The sequence below is a fragment of the Cytobacillus sp. IB215316 genome, from assembly GCF_033963865.1.
In the GTDB taxonomy this organism is placed as follows: domain Bacteria; phylum Bacillota; class Bacilli; order Bacillales; family SM2101; genus Nanhaiella; species Nanhaiella sioensis.
This window is the reverse complement of sequence record NZ_JAXBMC010000006.1, coordinates 21,962-40,849: the sequence shown is the minus strand read 5'-3', so window position 1 is coordinate 40,849 and position 18,888 is coordinate 21,962. Positions and strand designations below refer to the sequence as shown.

19 protein-coding genes are annotated in these 18,888 nt (G+C 33.5%); 14 read left to right on the top strand and 5 right to left on the bottom strand.

Going from position 1 to position 18,888, the window contains the following annotated elements; genetic code table 11:
• Window positions 1-63: 63 nt before the first annotated feature.
• Together SLH48_RS11645 and SLH48_RS11640 are read left to right on the top strand one after the other, a co-directional pair.
• Window positions 64-663: a histidine phosphatase family protein gene (locus SLH48_RS11645; RefSeq protein WP_320258294.1), complete on the top strand. Its 600-nt coding sequence runs from the start codon at window positions 64-66 to the stop codon at window positions 661-663.
• Between the two features lie 588 nt (window positions 664-1,251).
• Window positions 1,252-1,917, top strand: coding sequence for a glycosyltransferase (locus SLH48_RS11640; protein ID WP_413785411.1), 666 nt, complete (start codon window positions 1,252-1,254; stop codon window positions 1,915-1,917).
• Between the two features lie 213 nt (window positions 1,918-2,130).
• On the opposite strand, the gene SLH48_RS11635 is transcribed toward SLH48_RS11640, so the two are convergent.
• Window positions 2,131-2,493: a GIY-YIG nuclease family protein gene (locus SLH48_RS11635; RefSeq protein ID WP_320258293.1), complete on the bottom strand. Its 363-nt coding sequence runs from the start codon at window positions 2,491-2,493 to the stop codon at window positions 2,131-2,133.
• Window positions 2,494-2,727: 234 nt separating this feature from the next.
• Between SLH48_RS11635 and SLH48_RS11630 the strand changes: the two genes are divergently transcribed.
• The 3 genes from SLH48_RS11630 (at window position 2,728) to SLH48_RS11620 (ending at window position 4,454) form a co-directional block, all read left to right on the top strand.
• Complete coding sequence (locus tag SLH48_RS11630) at window positions 2,728-3,210, top strand: XRE family transcriptional regulator (RefSeq protein ID WP_320258292.1); 483 nt, start codon at window positions 2,728-2,730, stop codon at window positions 3,208-3,210.
• 157 nt (window positions 3,211-3,367) lie between these two features.
• Window positions 3,368-3,661 (top strand): antibiotic biosynthesis monooxygenase, encoded by a 294-nt coding sequence (locus tag SLH48_RS11625; protein WP_320258291.1) that lies wholly within the window; start codon window positions 3,368-3,370, stop codon window positions 3,659-3,661.
• 268 nt (window positions 3,662-3,929) lie between these two features.
• Window positions 3,930-4,454: a GNAT family protein gene (locus SLH48_RS11620; protein WP_320258290.1), complete on the top strand. Its 525-nt coding sequence runs from the start codon at window positions 3,930-3,932 to the stop codon at window positions 4,452-4,454.
• Between the two features lie 97 nt (window positions 4,455-4,551).
• Here the strand turns inward: SLH48_RS11620 and SLH48_RS11615 are convergent, their stop codons facing one another.
• Window positions 4,552-4,947, bottom strand: a complete 396-nt coding sequence (locus tag SLH48_RS11615; protein ID WP_320258289.1) for a VOC family protein — start codon at window positions 4,945-4,947, stop codon at window positions 4,552-4,554.
• Window positions 4,948-5,138: 191 nt separating this feature from the next.
• A complete protein-coding gene (locus SLH48_RS11610; protein WP_320258288.1) occupies window positions 5,139-6,026 on the bottom strand; it encodes a DUF4097 family beta strand repeat-containing protein in 888 nt (295 codons plus the stop codon).
• A gap of 562 nt (window positions 6,027-6,588) precedes the next feature.
• Between SLH48_RS11610 and SLH48_RS11605 the strand changes: the two genes are divergently transcribed.
• The 4 genes from SLH48_RS11605 to rlmD all read left to right on the top strand — a co-directional run bounded on the left by SLH48_RS11605 (window position 6,589) and on the right by rlmD (window position 10,006).
• The gene (locus tag SLH48_RS11605) at window positions 6,589-7,062 is read left to right on the top strand and encodes an 8-oxo-dGTP diphosphatase (RefSeq protein ID WP_320258286.1); all 474 of its coding nucleotides are present in this window, start codon (window positions 6,589-6,591) and stop codon (window positions 7,060-7,062) included.
• Window positions 7,063-7,142: 80 nt separating this feature from the next.
• On the top strand, window positions 7,143-7,649 hold the full coding sequence (locus SLH48_RS11600; protein ID WP_320258285.1) for a DUF402 domain-containing protein: 507 nt from the start codon (window positions 7,143-7,145) through the stop codon (window positions 7,647-7,649).
• A 39-nt stretch (window positions 7,650-7,688) separates the two neighbouring features.
• The gene (locus SLH48_RS11595) at window positions 7,689-8,561 is read left to right on the top strand and encodes a DNA-3-methyladenine glycosylase (protein WP_320258283.1); all 873 of its coding nucleotides are present in this window, start codon (window positions 7,689-7,691) and stop codon (window positions 8,559-8,561) included.
• 11 nt (window positions 8,562-8,572) lie between these two features.
• Window positions 8,573-10,006, top strand: coding sequence for a 23S rRNA (uracil(1939)-C(5))-methyltransferase RlmD (gene rlmD / locus SLH48_RS11590; RefSeq protein ID WP_320209026.1), 1,434 nt, complete (start codon window positions 8,573-8,575; stop codon window positions 10,004-10,006).
• Between the two features lie 102 nt (window positions 10,007-10,108).
• On the opposite strand, the gene SLH48_RS11585 is transcribed toward rlmD, so the two are convergent.
• Window positions 10,109-11,176: an MBL fold metallo-hydrolase gene (locus SLH48_RS11585; RefSeq protein WP_320258281.1), complete on the bottom strand. Its 1,068-nt coding sequence runs from the start codon at window positions 11,174-11,176 to the stop codon at window positions 10,109-10,111.
• Between the two features lie 632 nt (window positions 11,177-11,808).
• Between SLH48_RS11585 and SLH48_RS11580 the strand changes: the two genes are divergently transcribed.
• Window positions 11,809-12,483 (top strand): response regulator transcription factor, encoded by a 675-nt coding sequence (locus SLH48_RS11580; protein ID WP_320258280.1) that lies wholly within the window; start codon window positions 11,809-11,811, stop codon window positions 12,481-12,483.
• Window positions 12,476-13,864: a HAMP domain-containing sensor histidine kinase gene (locus SLH48_RS11575; RefSeq protein WP_320258279.1), complete on the top strand. Its 1,389-nt coding sequence runs from the start codon at window positions 12,476-12,478 to the stop codon at window positions 13,862-13,864. The genes SLH48_RS11580 and SLH48_RS11575 overlap by 8 nt, the downstream gene beginning before the upstream one ends.
• A 120-nt stretch (window positions 13,865-13,984) precedes the next feature.
• Here the strand turns inward: SLH48_RS11575 and SLH48_RS11570 are convergent, their stop codons facing one another.
• Window positions 13,985-14,533, bottom strand: a complete 549-nt coding sequence (locus SLH48_RS11570) for a hypothetical protein (RefSeq protein WP_320258278.1) — start codon at window positions 14,531-14,533, stop codon at window positions 13,985-13,987.
• Between the two features lie 563 nt (window positions 14,534-15,096).
• Here SLH48_RS11570 and SLH48_RS11565 point away from each other — a divergent pair.
• From SLH48_RS11565 to SLH48_RS11555, 3 genes are all read left to right on the top strand, one after another.
• Complete coding sequence (locus SLH48_RS11565) at window positions 15,097-16,137, top strand: class I SAM-dependent methyltransferase (RefSeq protein ID WP_320258277.1); 1,041 nt, start codon at window positions 15,097-15,099, stop codon at window positions 16,135-16,137.
• Between the two features lie 316 nt (window positions 16,138-16,453).
• Window positions 16,454-16,993, top strand: coding sequence for a hypothetical protein (locus SLH48_RS11560; RefSeq protein WP_320258276.1), 540 nt, complete (start codon window positions 16,454-16,456; stop codon window positions 16,991-16,993).
• Window positions 16,994-17,451: 458 nt separating this feature from the next.
• Window positions 17,452-18,537, top strand: a complete 1,086-nt coding sequence (locus SLH48_RS11555) for a glycosyltransferase family 2 protein (protein WP_320258275.1) — start codon at window positions 17,452-17,454, stop codon at window positions 18,535-18,537.
• The last annotated feature ends 351 nt before the right edge of the window (window positions 18,538-18,888 follow it).

Sequence of the window (18,888 nt, the reverse complement as noted above, 5' to 3'; positions counted from 1 at the left end):
AGTCTTTCATTTAGAGAAAGGTTTATTGAACATGACAATGCTGTTCAGAATAGGAGCTAACAAATGACTTCAATATGTTTAATAAGACATGGAGAAACCGATTGGAACAAAGAAGGCATACTTCAAGGGACAAAAGATACACCACTAAATAGTAATGGTATTTTACAAGCTCACCAGTGTAGTGAGTTTTTGAAAAACTCCCAGTGGGACATACTGGCTACAAGCCCATTACAAAGAGCAAAACAAACAGCACAAATAATAAATAACAACCACAACATTCCACTTATTGAAGTGAAAAAGTTTATGGAAAGGCATTACGGAGATGCAGAAGGGATGACTGTTGAAGAAAGAAATACTAAATTCCCAGATCAAAAATATAGAGATCAAGAAGCATGGACCGATTTACAAAAACGCTCCATGGAAGGACTTTATGAATTACATGAAAGGTTTACGAATCAAAAAATATTACTTGTTTCTCATGGTGCAGTCATCAATGCCATTTTAGCTACATTGTCTAATGGCAAGATTGGAACTGGAAAAACGGTTTTAAGAAATACATGTATGAGTCACCTACATTTTGATGGCAAATGGAGCATAGAAAATTACAATGTTGTTTCACACCTTTCTCAGTATAACGACCAAGAAAACATAGTTCATTACTGAACAATTTTTACATATGAAATATGCGAATATCCAACTACATAAGTTTGTGCTAGGAATATCTTTAAAACGTTTAGCGTAATGTCTAAGCGTTTTCTTTTTTTGAAAAATTTGTTGCTCTATTTAATTAGAAAGGTGATTTCATGGATAGATTGTCTTAGCATGGATTGGTGCTTCTAGTTCATAGATATGAGCACGTATACACCTAGCGTTCGCGGCACCTTACTATTAAATATATTGAGTTCTCATAAAGCTCATCGTATTTCCCACTTTTAGTAAGGCTGTTTTCGCATTGATTGTTGCTTTTCGTTCAAAGATATAAGCACGTAAACATATAGCGTTCGTGGCATCTTTTCTACTTAAACAATTATTGAGGACTCCTAAAACTCGTCAAACTGTCCATTTTTAATAAAAATAGCAACAAAGTTTACGAAAAGAGCCTTTAGTAAAAATAGTAACAAAGCTTACGAAAAAACCTCTGTAAAATAACAGCCCACATGAAAATAGTGTGATTTTTTGAATTAAAAAAATAAAATCAACCAAAATAAATAAGAAAGTAACTTCAATAATACAGAAGGAGTGAATCGACTAATGATGAAACGTAACAAAATTAACGCAATGGTTGCAGTTCTTGTGTTATTTGCTCTACTAGCTGGACCTGTAAGTACAAACGCGAACAGTAAACATAAGGCTCATACGGATTGTTACACCAAATCGGTAGTAAATTTTAAATTTGACCTACGTAAACTCTGGATAGACCATACTGTCTGGACGAGAAATTATATCATTAGTGCTATTGCTGAATTAGAAGACAAAGAAACAGTACTTACTAGATTGCTTCAAAATCAAGCCGATATTGGTAATGCTATAAAACCATATTACGGAGAAGATGCTGGTGAACAGTTAACAAAACTACTTACTGAACATATTGAAATAGCAGGAGAAATTATTGATGCTGCAAAGAGAGAAGATAAAGAGGCGTTGGAAAAATCCACTAAAGAATGGTATAGAAATGCTGATGATTTAGCAGTTTTTCTAAGTAAAGCAAATCCGAACTGGAAAGAGGAAGAATTAAAAGAATCTCTGTATGAACATTTGAAATTAACAGCCGACGAGGTTGTCTCAAGGTTAAAAAAGGATTGGGACGCTGATATAGCTGCTTTTGATGCAGGGGAAAAACATATCATCATGCTTGCAGATGTGCTTGCTAAAGGGATTATTAAACAATTTCCTGATCAGTTTAACTCCGGACATTAATATTTGCCAACAAAAGATGAAGTGTGGTGTCTCAATTCGTGAGACACCACTTTATTTTAGATAAGACATGAAAATTAGTGGCATTTTTTATGAAAAGAGTACGGGCTGAAGAAAGGGTTCCATTGCGTTAGTTATCTCATTGATTAGCCATGAATACGATTTGTGCACAAATTAGTATAGCCAAGAAGTTATCTTGATCTGAAAAGTCTGTGGTTAAATCTTAACAACATACTTATCATCAGCTCGTAATGCTTCATGCCATTTCTCTTCTAAGTCTTTAATCCTGTTAGCGTATTTATTTAAATCATTGTAGTCCAATACAATTTCCTCTTCAGGCTTTATTTTCTCCAATATTTGAAAAGAAAAGTTGTCTTTACCATATAAATCCCATTCTTTTTGTAAATCCTTATTAAAATGAGTTTTAAACTTTAGTTCAAATTGATGGCGGTTAATGATCTTAGCTAAATCCATACTGCTTCCAACATACATTTTGCTGTTTACAAGGTTCGTTATCGTGTATACACCCATCAAAGTATGGGTTTGTTTATATTCTCTTTTCAATTGCTTTTTGTCCATATGAAGACCTCCTTCAATATAAGGTTATAGTTTTGCTGACCAGCTAAGTAAGCAAGAAGAAAAGGTACTTGCTCATATAAATCTTAGTTTAAATTGACGTAATTTATGTCAATCATAACACAGACATAAAATATGTCAAATATAAATGTATGAAGAAATTGTAAAAATTACTTGAAGTTGACTTGGAAATCTTATACGATTACAATCGAAAAAAATTAAGATGAGGTGAATCATGTGTATCAGAGGCTATTAAACTCAAAAACCGTATTAGAATACTTAGTTGTTCGTAACGAGCAATCCTACACCCAAATAGGAAAGCTATTAAATATTACACCTCAACAATTTTCTGACTGGATTAAACTACGTAGACCTATACCAAATGAAAGGTTAAAAAGTTTATGTGACTATTTTGCAGTTCCTGCTGATGTATTAGTCAATGAGAAAAAGTTTGCAAAACCTCTTGATCCAATAACGAAAATTGACGTGGAAATGCTTGAGGTAAATAAAGCAACTAAGGAAGAGGATTCTATAATTTTGAAGGAGAAATTAATTGAGCTTCAAAAGGAAAAAGCGAAGCAGGTTAGAATTCTCCGTTTAACGACTATGTTAAATGCTGACAATGATCAGTTAAATGCAGTAATTGATACTTTTTTGGACCAACTAGAAAATATTGAAGAAAGCGAAATAAATCTTTTTTTAGAAAAAATTCGTGTATAGAGCTGTCAGAAATCCTATCCTAAGAAAATAGACGGTGTTAGTTATAGTAGAGATTTTAAAACAAATATGAGAAAATAAAGAAAAATAGGAAAATACATACTCGAGAGGTGGAAAAGTGTTTATTTCTGTCACTAGACTTCATCTGAGGGGTAAAAGAATGTTACCTATCTTCTTTTTTCATACATATAAATCAACAAGACAAGTAAAAAAAGCTAATGGGTTGCTGCATTCTTCATTGCATCAAGAAGGATGGGATACTTTTTGGACATTAACTGTTTGGGAAAACGAAGGTGCTATGAAAAATTATAGAAATGCAGGAAGTCATTTAAAAGCCATGAAAATCTCAAGGAAAATTGCAGACGAATTAGAAAAGGTGAATTGGGAAAATGATAGCATTCCAGCTTGGGAGGAATGTATAGAGCGACTTCATCAGCATTATGGCAGGCTTTGAATGAATACAAATGTGAAGGAGCTTATAAAAAGGGTGATGATAATAAAGCTTATCCCATCTAGCACCATGGATAAATGAAGGATAGTAATTTCCTAATGATATATTCGCAATGAGAAACAAAGCCTGAAACACCTTTGTATCCATAAAATGGTATTCCAGCAAGAGGTGAAATCTTGTTAGCGTAATTATTTTGAATTTTTTTAATAAAGGATGAAAAGTAAATTAGAGAAAACGAAATTTAATTGTACAATCTATAAGAGGTGATGATGTGTTTCCAGAATTAGCAACTGATAGATTAATTTTAAGAGAAATTACAGAAGCGGACGCTGAAGGAATATTTGCTTGCTTTTCTAATGACGATGTCACACGGTATTATGGGCAGGAATCGTTAGTGAGTATAGAGCAAGCAAAAAATATAGTAAACTTCTTTGCAAATAATTATAAAGAAAAAAGGGGGGTTAGGTGGGGGATACAAATAAAGGGCACTGATGGGATCATTGGGACAATCGGCTTTAATGCTTGGTTACCTAAATACAAAAGGGCTGAAATAGGTTTTGAAATTAATCCAGCTTATTGGCAGCAAGGGTATGCATCAGAGGCCATTAGGAAAATTATTACCTATGGATTCGAGTCACTTGATCTAACTAGAATAGGCGCAGTTGTATTCCTTGAAAATGATGCCTCTAATAATCTATTAACAAAGCTTGGGTTTCAAAAAGAAGGCGTTTTAAGAAATAATATATATCAGAATGGTAGACCTTATGATACATATGTTTACTCGATGATAAAATGAGTGGATTCGTTTCAACTAATGTACCAGAACAAGTTAAATGTTAGCTCTGGTACATTTTGTTTGTGTGGAAAACTTGCTAATAAGTAATAATGTTATCCTAAGTTAAACCGTGTGAATGCATAAGTACAATTCGCCATCCATCGGGATCTTCAATAGTAATCCCCTTTTCCTGCCAGTATGGGTTTTCTGGTTTAACATCATGATACCCCATTAAGTCCAACTTCGTTTTTATTTCTGTAATTTCATTAATATCAGGTATATAAAAGACGAGCAAATTATCCTTTGTTGGAGCAGGACATGGACTCCCATCAACATGTCTAGTAAATTCTAAATGGTATTCTACTCCAGGTAAGCCAAACATCACACCATCGTACCCGTCATGGTTTTGAAAGCTTCCTATTCTTGTTAACCCTAAGCCTTCTTCATAAAATGTAATGACTTCTTCAAAGTTGTCCGTAGGTCTTGCTATTCTGAACTGAACACAATTTTTCATGTGAATTTCCCCGTTTCATATATTAGTCTTTCCTATAGACTAGTATATCTAGGTTAATCCAATTTATCATTGCTCAAAAGTAGTAATATTTTTTCGTACTTTGGTTGTACACATACTGTTTTGACTACTAATATTCATAGGTGGCAGTCTCAAAAAAAAATCCCCTTAAAGTATGCAATGAGGGAGGAAGCTTATGTTAATGAAAAATCTCCAGAACTAGTTCTTACAGTCAGCTCATGCTCTCCACTACCGATGGTTCCCACGACCGCATTACGCTTATTTTTATCATATGTAAGTCCTTGTAAGCGAATATTTGCATCACCAGAAGAACTTTTAAAGTCAACTTTAAGTGATTCTGGTTGATTATCAGATATAATTGAAACATCACCACTATTTGACTCTACGGTTGTTTTGCCTTTAAGCTCATTTGTGATTAATTTAATATCTCCAGAAGATGTTTTACTGTTTGTAAACATGGCTGTTACATATCGTGTGTTAATGTATCCACTTGATGAACGTACATTAAGTTTTGAAGCTTTCGTATTCATAATATGAATATCGCCACTAGATGTTTCAACAGATAAAGTGTCTTTTACTATGATTTTATTAGCGTTAATATCTCCTGAATCTGAAATAAATGTAACTGTACTAGCTGATATATCTTCAATATCTGCATCGGCTGACGATGAGTCAATATCAATTGAATCGAAGTGTTTCTGAGGAACTGTTATTTTTAAAATAGACAGATCAATGATTATACCAATGTGAGATGTTTTTTTTGATCGTAATGCAATATTTAATTCTTTATCATTGACCTCTGTATCAAGTATGAAATTATCTGCTAATTTGCTATTTACTTGTCCTGTTAGCTCTACTGTGATCTCATTGACTTGTGAACATATGAACCTTACGTTATTAGAACAAGAATTTATTTTTATTCGAATTATATCGTCACTTAAAAATGAATTTTTCTCAGACAATTCAACCATGTCATCTTTTATTTTCTTATCAATGGTGGAAACTGACGCTTTAACAAACCTCTTCCATAAAATTGATGCTCCATATGAGATTTTATTCATACACTCACTCCTCAAAAAATACTTTAATATATTGAAAATTAAGAATTTTATATTGGTAACCATTCTAACAATATTTAGGTGTAGACTGTGCTGGCTTATTTTCATATTGTTTATATTAATTATAACAAATTTAACTAATAATGGGCATTTCTATATGGTGTGTCAAGTATAGAAACTCACCCGATACATGTATAATAATGATATTTACGTTGTCCTACTTTCCAACAAAGTTCTTTTACAGTTGTAAAAGCGTATCTTAAGGTCCAAAACTGATGTAATACTGTCGGAAAATCGTGATGTACAGTCCGAAACAAATGCTATACTGTCAGAAAAATATGTTTTACTTATCCGAAACCAATGTAATACAGTCTAAAACCATGTTTTACTGTCCAAAATCGGAGTTATACTGTCGAACAAACGTGTTATACTGTCCGAAACCGATGTTATACTGTCAGAAAACCGTGATGTACTGTTCGGCTTTCATCTTTATAGGAAATATACTTCAATTAAGATATCAAACAGCTGATTAAAAAATTTCATTTCTTAGTAGGGGGAGTTTCTAATGAGTGACCACATTAACTATAAAATTTGGACTGTTTGTATGATACAAGATGGGAACAAGGTGTTACTATTGGATAGGCAGCATGATAGCTTTAAAGGATTTATACCTCCCGGTGGAAAGGTTGAATTTCCTGAGAGTATAGTTGATAGTGCTATAAGGGAAGTCAAGGAGGAAACTGGCCTTGTTGTACATAACCTTGAGTTCAAAGGTTTATATGAATATGTTAATGTGGATAAAAAAGATAGATATATGATATTTAATTATTTTACGAATGATTTCTCAGGTGAATTACTACAAGAATCTCGGGAAGGTCGTCCTGTTTGGGTAGAAATACAGGAAGCATACAATCTTCCTATGCAAGACTCAATAAGGAGAAGGTTTCCTCTGTTCTTTGAAGAGGGTACGTTTGAAATACAAGTAGAATGGGACAATGAAAGTGATAAAGAGGGTATTGTTAATATTAAAAAAACCTAAAACCTTTCAGAGTAATTCAAGGAGTGCACAATAAAATGCTAAAGCGTAAATATGCAGATCGCTCTAATTAGAAGCGTATTGTGAAAAGTGGGTATTCTCAAGCTTATCTTCATACTAGTGACTTTAAAGGTCATATATCTTTACTATCAATTGATAAAGTTACTGAGCCATTAACTGTTAGTTATGGAACGCAAAATGTCTGTATAGTTGATGAGGGCTATAATTGGCTTCAACAATTCCCGCTAAATAAACATCATTCAGTTACTACTATGTTTAATGAAAAAGGTGAAGTTGTTCAATGGTATATAGATATTTGTAACAAGAATGGTGTAGAAAATAATATTCCTTATGTGGATGATTTATTTTTAGATTTAATTGTATTACCATCTGGAGCAATTTTTCAGCAAGATGCTGATGAATTAGAAGATGCGCGATTAAAAGGAATAATAGATGAAACCTTATACGATAAGGCTTGGGAAGAAGCGAAACGAATTCATCAACAACTTGAAGAAGGCTCTTTCAAGCTACTTCATTTGTCAGCAGCTCATAAACATATGCTTAAAAATTGTGATGGAGGGTGCACTTAACCAATAGATTCGATGATAAAAAAGGAAGGAAGGTTAATTATGTGGGTAAAAGAAGTTGACATTTCGCCTCCATACGATTTTAATAGAGTGTTGGGACGTTTATCACTAGATCCATTAAATCAAGCTGATGTAGAGGCAAAAACGGTAAAGATACCACTTTATATTGATGATGAACGAACTATCGCTACGGTGAGAAGTATTGGTACTATCAACCATCCAAGCTTTATAATAAGTGGTGAACAAAGTGCGCTTCAAGATGAAGTAATGAGGATTATAAATCACTTATTTCAGTGGAATGTTCCTTTAAAAAAAATCGCAGATCACTTTAAACAAACTAATTTAAATAAGTTATTTGAGGAACATCGTGGAACACCTCTTGTTCTTGATTTTAGTTTATACGGCTGTTTAATGAAATGTATTATTCATCAGCAGTTAAATTTAAAATTTGCATTTACGCTAACTGAGCGTTTTGTGAAAACATTTGGAAGTGAAGTAGATGGTGTTTGGTTTTACCCATCACCGGAACAAATTGCAGAACTTTCATATGACATGCTGAGAGAATTACAATTTAGTCAGCGGAAGGCTGAATATGTTATAGATACATCGAGATTAATTTCTGAGGGAAAGCTAAACTTAGATGAACTAAGCAACATGCCGGATGAAGATGTTATTTCATCTCTTGTGAAAATCCGTGGGATCGGTCCGTGGACAGCACAAAATGTATTATTATTTGGATTAGGTAGGAAAAATCTTTTTCCAAAAGCAGATATAGGTATTCAAAATGCACTAAAAAAATATTTTTCACTGGATGATAAGCCCACTAAAGACGAAATGGATGAATTAAGTGAGAGGTGGGCTCCATACTTAAGCTATGCTTCATTGTATTTATGGCGTAGTATTGAAAATTCTTAGGAGTTGTGACAATGAAACAGAAACGACAAAATCGCTCAAGGCAACAAAATCGAAATAGACAGCAAAAACAAGATACATCAATTACCCTTACAAAGGGTCAGCAATTCCCGTTAACGATCAAACGACTTGGCATTAATGGTGAAGGTGTAGGGTATTTCAAAAAACAAGTTGTTTTCGTACCAGGAGCCTTACCTGGAGAAGAAATCTTAGCCGAAGCATCGGTTATTCATTCTAAATATGCAGAAGCTATTATTAGAAGAATTCGCATTAAATCACCACACCGTGTTAAGGCACCATGTCCTTTATATGTTAAATGTGGTGGTTGTCAATTAATGCACCTTGACTATAATGAGCAGTTAAAACAAAAGCGTGATATCGTAGTACAGGCATTTGAACGTTATGGAAAAGTACCTGTTGAAAAAATTCAAATTAAAGAAACCATCGGTATGGAAGACCCATGGAATTACAGAAACAAAAGCCAATTCCAACTAGGTATGCAAAAGCAAAATGTTATTGCCGGGTTGTATGGCTTGAATTCACATCAACTTGTGAGCATCAATAACTGTATGATTCAGCATGAAGCAACGACCAAAGTGACAAATGTCATTAAACGTATATTACAAGACATGCAAATACCAATTTACAATGAAAAATCACGCTCAGGAGATATTAGAACAATTGTAACCAGGGTTGGTTTTAAAACAGAGGAAGTACAGGTTGTGCTTGTAACGAGAACTGATAAGCTACCTCGCAAAGAACAGCTAATCAAAGAAATTACAAATCGTTTGCCAGAAGTAAAGTCCATAATGCAAAACATTAACGGTCAAAAAACGTCGCTCATTTTCGGAGAAAAAACAGTTCATATACATGGTAATGAAGTCATACAAGAAACACTCGGTGACTTATCATTTGAGTTATCGGCGAGAACGTTCTTCCAGCTAAACCCTATCCAAACGGTAAAGCTATATGAAGAAGTGAAAAAAGCAGCCGCATTATCTGGTAAAGAAAAAATTGTTGATGCATACTGTGGTGTAGGAACGATTGGTCTATGGTTGGCTGAGGGTGCAGCAGAAATTCGTGGTATGGATGTCATTGCGGAATCTATTGAAGACGCAAATAAAAATGCTAAAAAACACGGCTACAAAAACGCCACTTACGTCCAAGGAAAAGCCGAAGAACTGCTACCGAAATGGGTCAAAGAAGGCTGGAAGCCAGACACAATTGTTGTCGATCCACCAAGGTCAGGCTGTGATGATGCGTTATTACAAACAATTCAAAAGGTTAAACCGAAAAAAGTGATCTATGTTTCTTGTAACCCATCAACACTAGCTAAAGATATTGAAAAGCTCAATAGACTATATAAAATAAAATATATTCAACCAGTTGACATGTTCCCACATACGGGGCATGTAGAGGCAGTCGCAGTCTTGGAGTTGAATAAATAGTAAAAGTAAGAAGGCATCAAAAAGTAAAAGCAGCTTGCAAAAGCTGCTTTTACTTTTAATCATAATATTCCAGAGGCTTGTATACACCCTCACATTGTTTCATTAATCAAGTCGTAAACTATCTATTATTTTGGAGCAGTGAGTGTCAGTATATATATCAGCTCCACCTAGTTTGTCAATCCATTTTGGAACGGTCGCGTCATTACAAGATTTGATCATCTCATCATAATAAACATCCATGAGGTGCCAAGGGTTCTCAAAGCCGACATTTTGCCCAATTGCATTAAGATCAGTGGTTTTCAGAGCATTTTCAGCATTTTTCTGTACATCATTCATGTAGTCAATTTGAGTTTGTACATCCTCACGGGTACCTAAGCGCGTAACATGACCAGCAACTAATGTGTCAAAGTCATATTCCATTATTTTAGCGTGTGCTTCTATGTACCCTGGAATGTCTTCAGAAAGAGCTAAATAACGAAAAGGTACCCAGCCTGGAAAAATGATATCCACAGCCATTAAAACTTTTTGATCTGGTACATAAATAAATATGTTACCTCTTTGGTGATTATCCCCCATATAATCTAATAGAAGTTCCTTGTTACCAAGCTTTAACTTCTTCTGACTACCTTTAAAAGGTTTTGTAGGGATTGGACGGTTAGGATCTTGACGTTTCTCTAATATTTTTGCTGTTTCTTCATGTGCAAAAATCTCTACATCATCAGGAAACAAAGATGCGGCACCAATATGATCTTTGTGTGCATGAGTATAGATGAGATATTTTATCGGTTCATCCGTTACTTCTTTAATCGCATTTAAATACTTCTCTCCTAGCGATTGTGGTGCATCTACCGCTATTACACCTTTGCCAGTAGTGAGGAACATCGTCGTGAAAATACCATCCATTACTGCATAAATTCCATCTCCTATTTCCTCGACTAAATACCCTTTATCCATGGGAATAGCTGGTCCTTTTGCATTTTCAGGAAGTGGAGCTACTTGACTGTCTTCTTCTAATTCATTACTACTATTTGTTTTAATTATCATGTCATTTCTTTCAGTTTCCTGCTCGTATCCCATAACACTTTGAGCGTAATATGTTGTTTGTAATAGTGTAAGTGCCATAATACAAACTACAATCAATTTTTTTGAAATCCGTCGTTTTTGTGACATGTTTTACACCCTTTCTTTGCATTGAATTAGGTATGTGAAAAAAGACTAATTTCACTGTCTTTATTATGCGAATTTATTTTTTTATTATGCTCAAGATGTTCGAGTCAAACGAACAAAAAAGTGTTCATTTTGTTTAGTTAGGAACACCTTATATAACTATAGACAATATATGTTCACGAGGTTCTCATGATTGAGACTTATAAACGATTAGTAGAAATGAAGTCACATATGTCCAAAAAGGAGAATTGTCATACAACAATTGAAAATGCTGAGATCTTAACATTCTGATGTATCCATAGCAAATTAATAGACTGTTGAAGAGCTTAACATACATCTTTTCTTATTTACTCAGGCAATTGAAATAATAGATTTTCCATCAATAGGAGTGTATTGAGTTTTTGATTTCTGTAAAACAAGCACATGAAAGGATTAAAAGGGTTAGAGAAGGTATTTGATAAAGAAACCTTACTTTGGAATAAAAGGCTCATTCCGTAAACTAAGTTGATTACTTATCATAATCTTTCTTCCTTTGAAACTCCTATAGATTTAATGGACAACTCCACATAGAATACACATGAATATGAGATAATATTTTTAAGATGCCCAATTGGCTTATGTATGAGGGGAGAGTGATGATCATGCCTACAATTCTTATCGTTGAAGATGACAATGATATTCGCGAGCTAATTAGTGAATTTTTATTATCACAGCGGTATCATGTGAAATTGGCAAGTGACGGCCTTAAAGGGTTTACAATGTTTCAGCAATATGAAGACATAGACCTTATTATTATGGATATTATGATGCCGAATATGGATGGGTTTCAATTTTGTCAACTTATAAGACAACAGTCTGAAGTTCCGATAATTATGCTTACTGCGTTAGAAGACGATGTTGAGCAAATTAAAGGTTTTGAGTTAGGTATTGACGATTATATTACAAAACCCTTTTCTTTTAACATTCTTATTAAGAGAGTAGAAGCCATACTAAGAAGAAATAAACGACCAAAGGATAAATCAAGCACACAGCTTACATATGAAAACTTAATTCTTGATTTACAATCCTACCAAGCTTATGAAGAAAATGGTTTGGTGAACCTCACGAAAAAGGAATTTGAATTGCTTCAACTGTTAATGGAGAATAAAGGAAAGGTGATTACGAGAGAAATGATGATTGATAAATTATGGGGATATGATTTTTATGCAGATACAAGAGTCATTGATACCCATATTAAGAATCTGCGAAAAAAAATAAACGGTGACTACATTAAAACAGTCGTGGGATTAGGATATAAGATAAATGAGTAAATTTTTTAGTCAAATGAAACATAGGGGTATTGTTTTCAAAATCTTTGTTATAACAACACTTTTACTATTAATTGCTTCTTTAATGATTTACTTTTCAATTTATTTTTTCCTTCCAGGATATTATAAGGATTATAAATTGAATCGATTAGAAATAGCAATGTCCGATTTAATTAAAGAGACTGAAGGTAAGACTTTACCAGAGTTCTTTGAAGCTTCACAACAATATCAGGATGAAAATAATGCAATGGTATACTTAATAGATACGAAAAGCGATTATGGTTTGGTTACAGCTCCAAAAGATTATCTTAGCCAAAAATTATTAGAAACAAATGAATTAGAGAAGTCAATTTCTTTGAAAGAAAGAGATTATATTATTAAAATTTCTCAAACCTTGCAGCCTGTTGATGAAGCTCAAAGTGCTATATTAAGGTTTTTTCCTTATGTAATCATTGTCATTTTTCTCATTTCGATTTTAGGAGCTATGTTTTATGCTAGAATTTTATCCAAGCCTTTACTAGAACTTAACTCAGTAGGGAAAAAAATGGCGAAACTAGATTTCTCAACTAAAAGTGAGTATAAAGCAGAGGATGAAATTGGTGAACTAGCAGAAACCTTAAATAATATGTCATCTAGATTACAAAGGACAATAGATGATCTTCATATTGCAAATGAATTATTAACAAAAGACATCGAACATGTAAAAAGTATTGAAGCAGAAAGAAAAGATCTATTTGCGGCAATTTCACATGAATTAAAAACCCCGATCACGATCGTAAAAGGTCAACTAGAAGGGATGCTTCATCGTATAGGAATATATAAAGATCGAGATAGTTACTTGAAACGAAGCTTGAACGTGATGGAGGACCTTGAGGGTCTCGTTAAAGAAATCTTGAATCTTTCTAAAATCGAAAATGAAGGGTTTAATCCATCTTTAACTGACGTGAATATATCTAGAACTTTACAGGATATTGTTTATTCTTTTTCCTATTTTTCATCTGACAAAAAATTAAATGTAAGTCTAGAAATTGATCCTGATATAATCGTTCAAACGGATAAAAACCTTTTAGAAAAAGGGCTAAGAAATGTTATTCATAATGCGATGATGTATTCTCCTAATGAAGCAGAAATTCAAATCTCTTGTCAGAAGGAAGATACAAATATTAACGTAGCTGTATTCAATTCAGGTGTGTTAATTGAAGAAGACCACTTAAAAACAATCTTTGAGCCATTTAATAGATTGGAAAAGTCAAGGAATCGTAATTCTGGTGGTACAGGTATTGGATTGTATCTTGTAAAACGTGTTTTTAATATTATTCATGTACAATATGAGATAAAAAATGTGAAGAATGGCGTATTATTTACGATTAATATTCCAGTATAACCAAATATGTATTGTGGTTTAGTAAGTGGTATAAGTAGCATTTCTAATTATAATATCCATAGGAGAAATCTCGGTTCATTGCTCCTATGGACATTTGTATATTAAATCAACTTGGTTACTTTATTTTTCTTCAATAGGCTCTCCTGTTTCTGGATCAACTTGGATCAGTTTATATTCTTCTTCAATAGGGCCTAATTCATCATTTAAAAGATTCATCAGTTTTTCTGGAACATCATCTTTAGACATTTGCATTCCTCCTTCAACCTCAACCCACAATCGTTCAACAATTTCTGAAGGTTTTGTTAATAATTCGTCTGTCTCAGCGTCAAAGATTTCACCTGTATTGATATCTGTTTTAAGCGTTTTTAACTTGTGCAAATATTCTTTTGTTTCAGGGTCTTGTACAAAGTGGAGTCCTGTTTTGTCGTCTTCATTAACTTCTAAAATTTGATAGTTATGCTCATCTATAGAATTAGTAGTCTCTATTTCATCCCATAGATCTAGAGGAATATCTTTAATAGCTATTTGGGTTCCTCCTTCGAACTCAGTACCATATTGTAATAATTTGTCTTCTGTTGTTAAGTTTTCGTCTTCAGTTAAATATACTCCTGAAGCTCCTAATCCTGTAGTTAATAGACCACCTGCAATTGCTAAAGATAAAAATTTCATATAAGTATTCTCTCCTTTTGAAAATTTTTCTTACAAGTGTATTAAAACATTTCAATATGAATTTCATGTGTAATTCATGTGTGGGTTAAGTGTGCATTTTATTGAGAACTGTACAAAGTTTATCGAAGTTTTATTATGACTGGTATAAAGGTATATAGCTTATCGATTTATCCGATTCTTATTGAAAGACTTGAGCTAAAAAGATAAGTCTAAAACCTTTTAAACTATCGAGTAAACACTTTTTTCTTCCATGCACATACAATAATTTGAACAAGTTTAATACGTGATGCGAGGAATCGCATTATAGTTACGATCAGGTGTATATATCAGCATGAAGAAGTGACTGATTGAAGAGTTGAAAAAAATCATTATTTTGGGAACTTATTTGGACTACGATCACAATTTTTTCATTGGGATTGCAAACTTTTTTATTAGTCATGAATCGTCTAGCTTTCTTCATAGTAGGAGCTAAGGAAAGATGGTTGATTTCTTTATTGACTCAGTATGTACAATTCCTCATTAGGAAGTAGGTACTGACAAATGACAAGAAAGTAGGGGTTGTGTTGAATAATAGTTACGAAGATGTCTTTACTGAGGCAGAGCAATTATTAAAAAATAATCAAGACCACGACGCCGAAGAAAAATATTTACTATTGCACGATAAAGCGCATAAAGAGCTTTCACCCATAGCTTCCTTTCGTTTAGGTGAAATTTATAATAGAAAAAAACTTGTGAAGGAATCGTCACAATTTCACACGAATGCTTTTCTTCAAGACCCCTTGTTAGCTAATAAGCTAATACCAGAAACTCATCCTATGTATCATTTCAACTATCTTTCTTTCAAAGAACCAGAACATAAGGTAACAGCTTGTCCATTATGTTCGTTACAAGGTGAACTGCATTCTTGTTATAACTCCCTGACAAATGTAGATTTTGTGCAAGGGTTTAATCCAGTGAGGATATGGATGCAGTGTAGATCTTGTAACCATATCTTTGCTCATAATTATCCAATCAAGCTTAACAAGATTTTAACAAATTCATCTCCAGAATTGTATTTCCAAAAAAGGGTTGAAACTTTACCTATTATAGGAGATATCTTTAGTAACATAAAGCGTTTTTCAAAAGGGAGCAAGTTGTTAGATATAGGAACAGGGGCTGGTGAAATGGCTGCTGTCGCTAAAGAGTTTCTTTATAGCATTACTGGAGTAGAAATACGTCCTGTATATGCTAAACATGTTAGTGATACGTTAGAAATACCTATCGTTAAAACAGATTTTATGCATTATGAAACTAACGAATTATACGATGTGATCATCTTAGGAGATGTTATCGAGCACACACCTGAGCCATTGAAGGTGTTAAAGAAAGTCCGCACTCTGTTGAAAAAAGATGGAATACTATGGATTTCAACACCCAATTTTGAAAGTGGCTATACAGCAATTATGAAGGATAAAGATGCCATGTGGAGAGTTTGCGAACATGTAAATTATTTTTCATATACGTCATTGTTAAAAGCTTTAGAAATAAGCGGTTTTGTATGTATGGAGTACTCTGCTTCAAAAAGGTTTTATGGATCGATGGAGCTTATCGTAGCGAAACAATGAATCGTCAAACGCAGAAATAAATGATGCTTTAATACATTGCTTTATACGAGAGTTTATAGGGGGTTTTGCCTTAAGAGTTCGTGGCATTCTGTCTTTTGTAAAGCGATGATAAACATATATTTATTGTAATATTGGAACATAGTTTTTGAAAAGACCATATAGGAAAGAGTTAATTTAATAGTTTTGATGTAGAAGGCTGGCTATCGAATAGAATGTCTACATTTTTTTTGGCAAGCTGTAGTAGTTAGTCCAAGCAAAAATGAAAAATAGTCATAAATATAAATATAACTTGTAAAAGCAAATGGAGGTGAAAGTTATGCATGATAAGGACAAAGATTGTAAGTGTAGAGTCGTTCCTTCACCGCCATCTGGCCCACAAGGTCCAATGGGGAAACCTGGTCCACAAGGTCCACAAGGACCAACGGGAAATACTGGCCCGCCAGGTAGCGCATTAGGTGTTTGTTCAATTTTTGATTCTGCCGTTGGTTCTATGTCTGCTATCCAGGATCAACCTATTATTATGCCTAGTATGGGACCATGTTTTGGAGGCTTTGATACGACAACTACGCCAAATACAATCATACTTCCAGCTGCTGGAGGGGCAATATATGAAATCACATATGGTATGGTTTGTAGTTTACAAGAAAATTCAAGTATAAATCTTCAAGTAAACGTAGGTGGCTCCCCATTAAATGAATCACTTACCTTCGAAAATAATCAAGGTACTCATTCTGTATCAAAAACTATTTTTATATCTAATGATGTTCCAAATCAACCAGTTAATGTTGTGCCAAGTCAAGTTACGGGTAGTGTAACATATAGGTCACCAGATTTAGCGATAACAAGGTACACTTAAATTTAACTACTTGCCAAGAATTTTATTTTATAAGCTTGACTTAATATATATTCGAGACATATTAACATATTTAATGATGATGGATTGTATACAGAAAAAGTAAAGTAACTTCAATAAGTAATGTAATGCTTATTTTGAAGTTGCTCTTTTGTTTGTTTTCTTTATGTGGTTTGTCTCAAGCAAGCTTGTTGATTTTGAGGAGAAAATTAGTGGTTTTTTATACTTTACGTATTTTACGAACTTGCTAGTCAAATAGAGATTGAACTGTTCAATAATAATCTTTGCTGTTGTTAAATTGTATATTTTGAAAACGTGTTAGCTGAATTGATTAAGGTTTTCAAACTGTGTATATAGGATTCAAAAAAATCCTCACTTCTAGATCTGTTTTTCCGTTGTAACACCTTCTACCGTAGATCATAAAATATTAGCAACAAGGTGCTCTAAACGGAGGTGAAAGCATGCAAATTAGCCTTTGTATGATTGTAAAGAATGAAGAGGAAGTATTAGATAATTGTTTATCTTCTATAGCCGAATTAATGGATGAAATAATTATTGTTGATACAGGATCATCGGATAGAACGAAGGAAATAGCAATGAAATATACTGATAAAATATATGACTTTGAATGGGTAGATGACTTCTCAAAGGCTCGAAATTACTCCTTCTCAAAAGCTACGAAAGGTTATATTATGTGGCTTGATGCTGATGATATTGTACCAAATGAAAGTCAACTTAAAATTGCTGAAATAAAGAAAAACCTGTTGGAGCTTAACCCTGATGCGATCATGATGCCTTACCAATATAGCTTTGACTCAGAGGGAAGACCTATCTTAACAATCTATCGTAATCGGATAGTGAAGAAGGAATGTAATTTTAAATGGCATGGATATGTTCATGAGGAAATTAAAGTTTCAGGTAAAGTATTCAAAGCAAATATTATTATTCAGCATAAAAAAGTTCGAACAAAATCAGATCGCAACATAAAAATATACGAAAAAGTCATTGCAGAAAAGAAAACGTTACCTCCGAGGGATGTGCTTCATTATGCAAATGAATGCTTAGATCATCAACAATTTGATCAAGCCATTGAATTGTTCGACTCCTTTTTAGCCACAGAAAATCAGCCTAAAGATTTTCGTAACTATGCATGTTGGAAGCTTGCGGATACTTATATAAGTCTAAAAGAATATGAAAAGGCAATTGAGTATTGTTTAACATCTTTTACAATTGATTCTCCGAGAGCAGAAATGTGTTGTAGATTAGCATATTGTTTTCAAATAAAAAACGAAATAACTCAGGCGATAAGCTGGTATAAAATAGCTACTAATCTTGATATCCCAGAACTAGAGGACCGTGTAACAATCTTTCAGGAACCATGTTACACATGGCTTCCTCACCTTGAATTGTGCAGCTGCTATATTCATTTAAAGGATTATCGAAATGCGAAATTGCATAACGACTTGGCAGCAAAATATATACCTGACAGTTCTGTAGTAAAGGAGTATGATCAGTTTTTTCATAAAATAACAAATCATAATAATTGAATATTTGTTGATGAATACAGATGTTCCCTGACTGTGCCTGTTTCGCAATGGTTCATGAGAAATAAATACGTACTCACTGTAAAGTTTCGTGACACTTTTTCTTCTATAAAATGATAATATCCGCCTAATACATCATTTTTCTGTTGTCATTTAGTAAGGCTGTTTTTCGGATTAAGAGGTAAACACATACCCAACTATAGTTTTTGGGCTTTTTTTCTTATGTACACCGATGACTAACAATTAAAGCCACTTGTTATGGTATTAATTTGATAACAATAGCAACAAATTTTTGAAAAGAGCCTTTACTTTAGAGTGGAGACTTCAATCTCATCGTAGAGTTTGGTTTTCTGT

Bases quoted from the DNA above. Each gene is read 5' to 3' on its own strand.
- rlmD (WP_320209026.1), top strand. From the start codon at position 8,573: ATGAAACAGAAACGACAAAATCGCTCAAGGCAACAAAATCGAAATAGA.
- SLH48_RS11635 (WP_320258293.1), bottom strand. From the start codon at position 2,493: ATGGACAAAAAGCAATTGAAAAGAGAATATAAACAAACCCATACTTTG.
- SLH48_RS11610 (WP_320258288.1), bottom strand. From the start codon at position 6,026: ATGAATAAAATCTCATATGGAGCATCAATTTTATGGAAGAGGTTTGTT.
- SLH48_RS11640 (WP_413785411.1), top strand. From the start codon at position 1,252: ATGATGAAACGTAACAAAATTAACGCAATGGTTGCAGTTCTTGTGTTA.
- SLH48_RS11560 (WP_320258276.1), top strand. From the start codon at position 16,454: ATGCATGATAAGGACAAAGATTGTAAGTGTAGAGTCGTTCCTTCACCG.
- SLH48_RS11570 (WP_320258278.1), bottom strand. From the start codon at position 14,533: ATGAAATTTTTATCTTTAGCAATTGCAGGTGGTCTATTAACTACAGGA.
- SLH48_RS11605 (WP_320258286.1), top strand. From the start codon at position 6,589: ATGAGTGACCACATTAACTATAAAATTTGGACTGTTTGTATGATACAA.
- SLH48_RS11645 (WP_320258294.1), top strand. From the start codon at position 64: ATGACTTCAATATGTTTAATAAGACATGGAGAAACCGATTGGAACAAA.
- SLH48_RS11585 (WP_320258281.1), bottom strand. From the start codon at position 11,176: ATGTCACAAAAACGACGGATTTCAAAAAAATTGATTGTAGTTTGTATT.
- SLH48_RS11580 (WP_320258280.1), top strand. From the start codon at position 11,809: ATGATCATGCCTACAATTCTTATCGTTGAAGATGACAATGATATTCGC.
- SLH48_RS11615 (WP_320258289.1), bottom strand. From the start codon at position 4,947: ATGAAAAATTGTGTTCAGTTCAGAATAGCAAGACCTACGGACAACTTT.
- SLH48_RS11555 (WP_320258275.1), top strand. From the start codon at position 17,452: ATGCAAATTAGCCTTTGTATGATTGTAAAGAATGAAGAGGAAGTATTA.
- SLH48_RS11625 (WP_320258291.1), top strand. From the start codon at position 3,368: ATGTTACCTATCTTCTTTTTTCATACATATAAATCAACAAGACAAGTA.
- SLH48_RS11575 (WP_320258279.1), top strand. From the start codon at position 12,476: ATGAGTAAATTTTTTAGTCAAATGAAACATAGGGGTATTGTTTTCAAA.
- SLH48_RS11595 (WP_320258283.1), top strand. From the start codon at position 7,689: ATGTGGGTAAAAGAAGTTGACATTTCGCCTCCATACGATTTTAATAGA.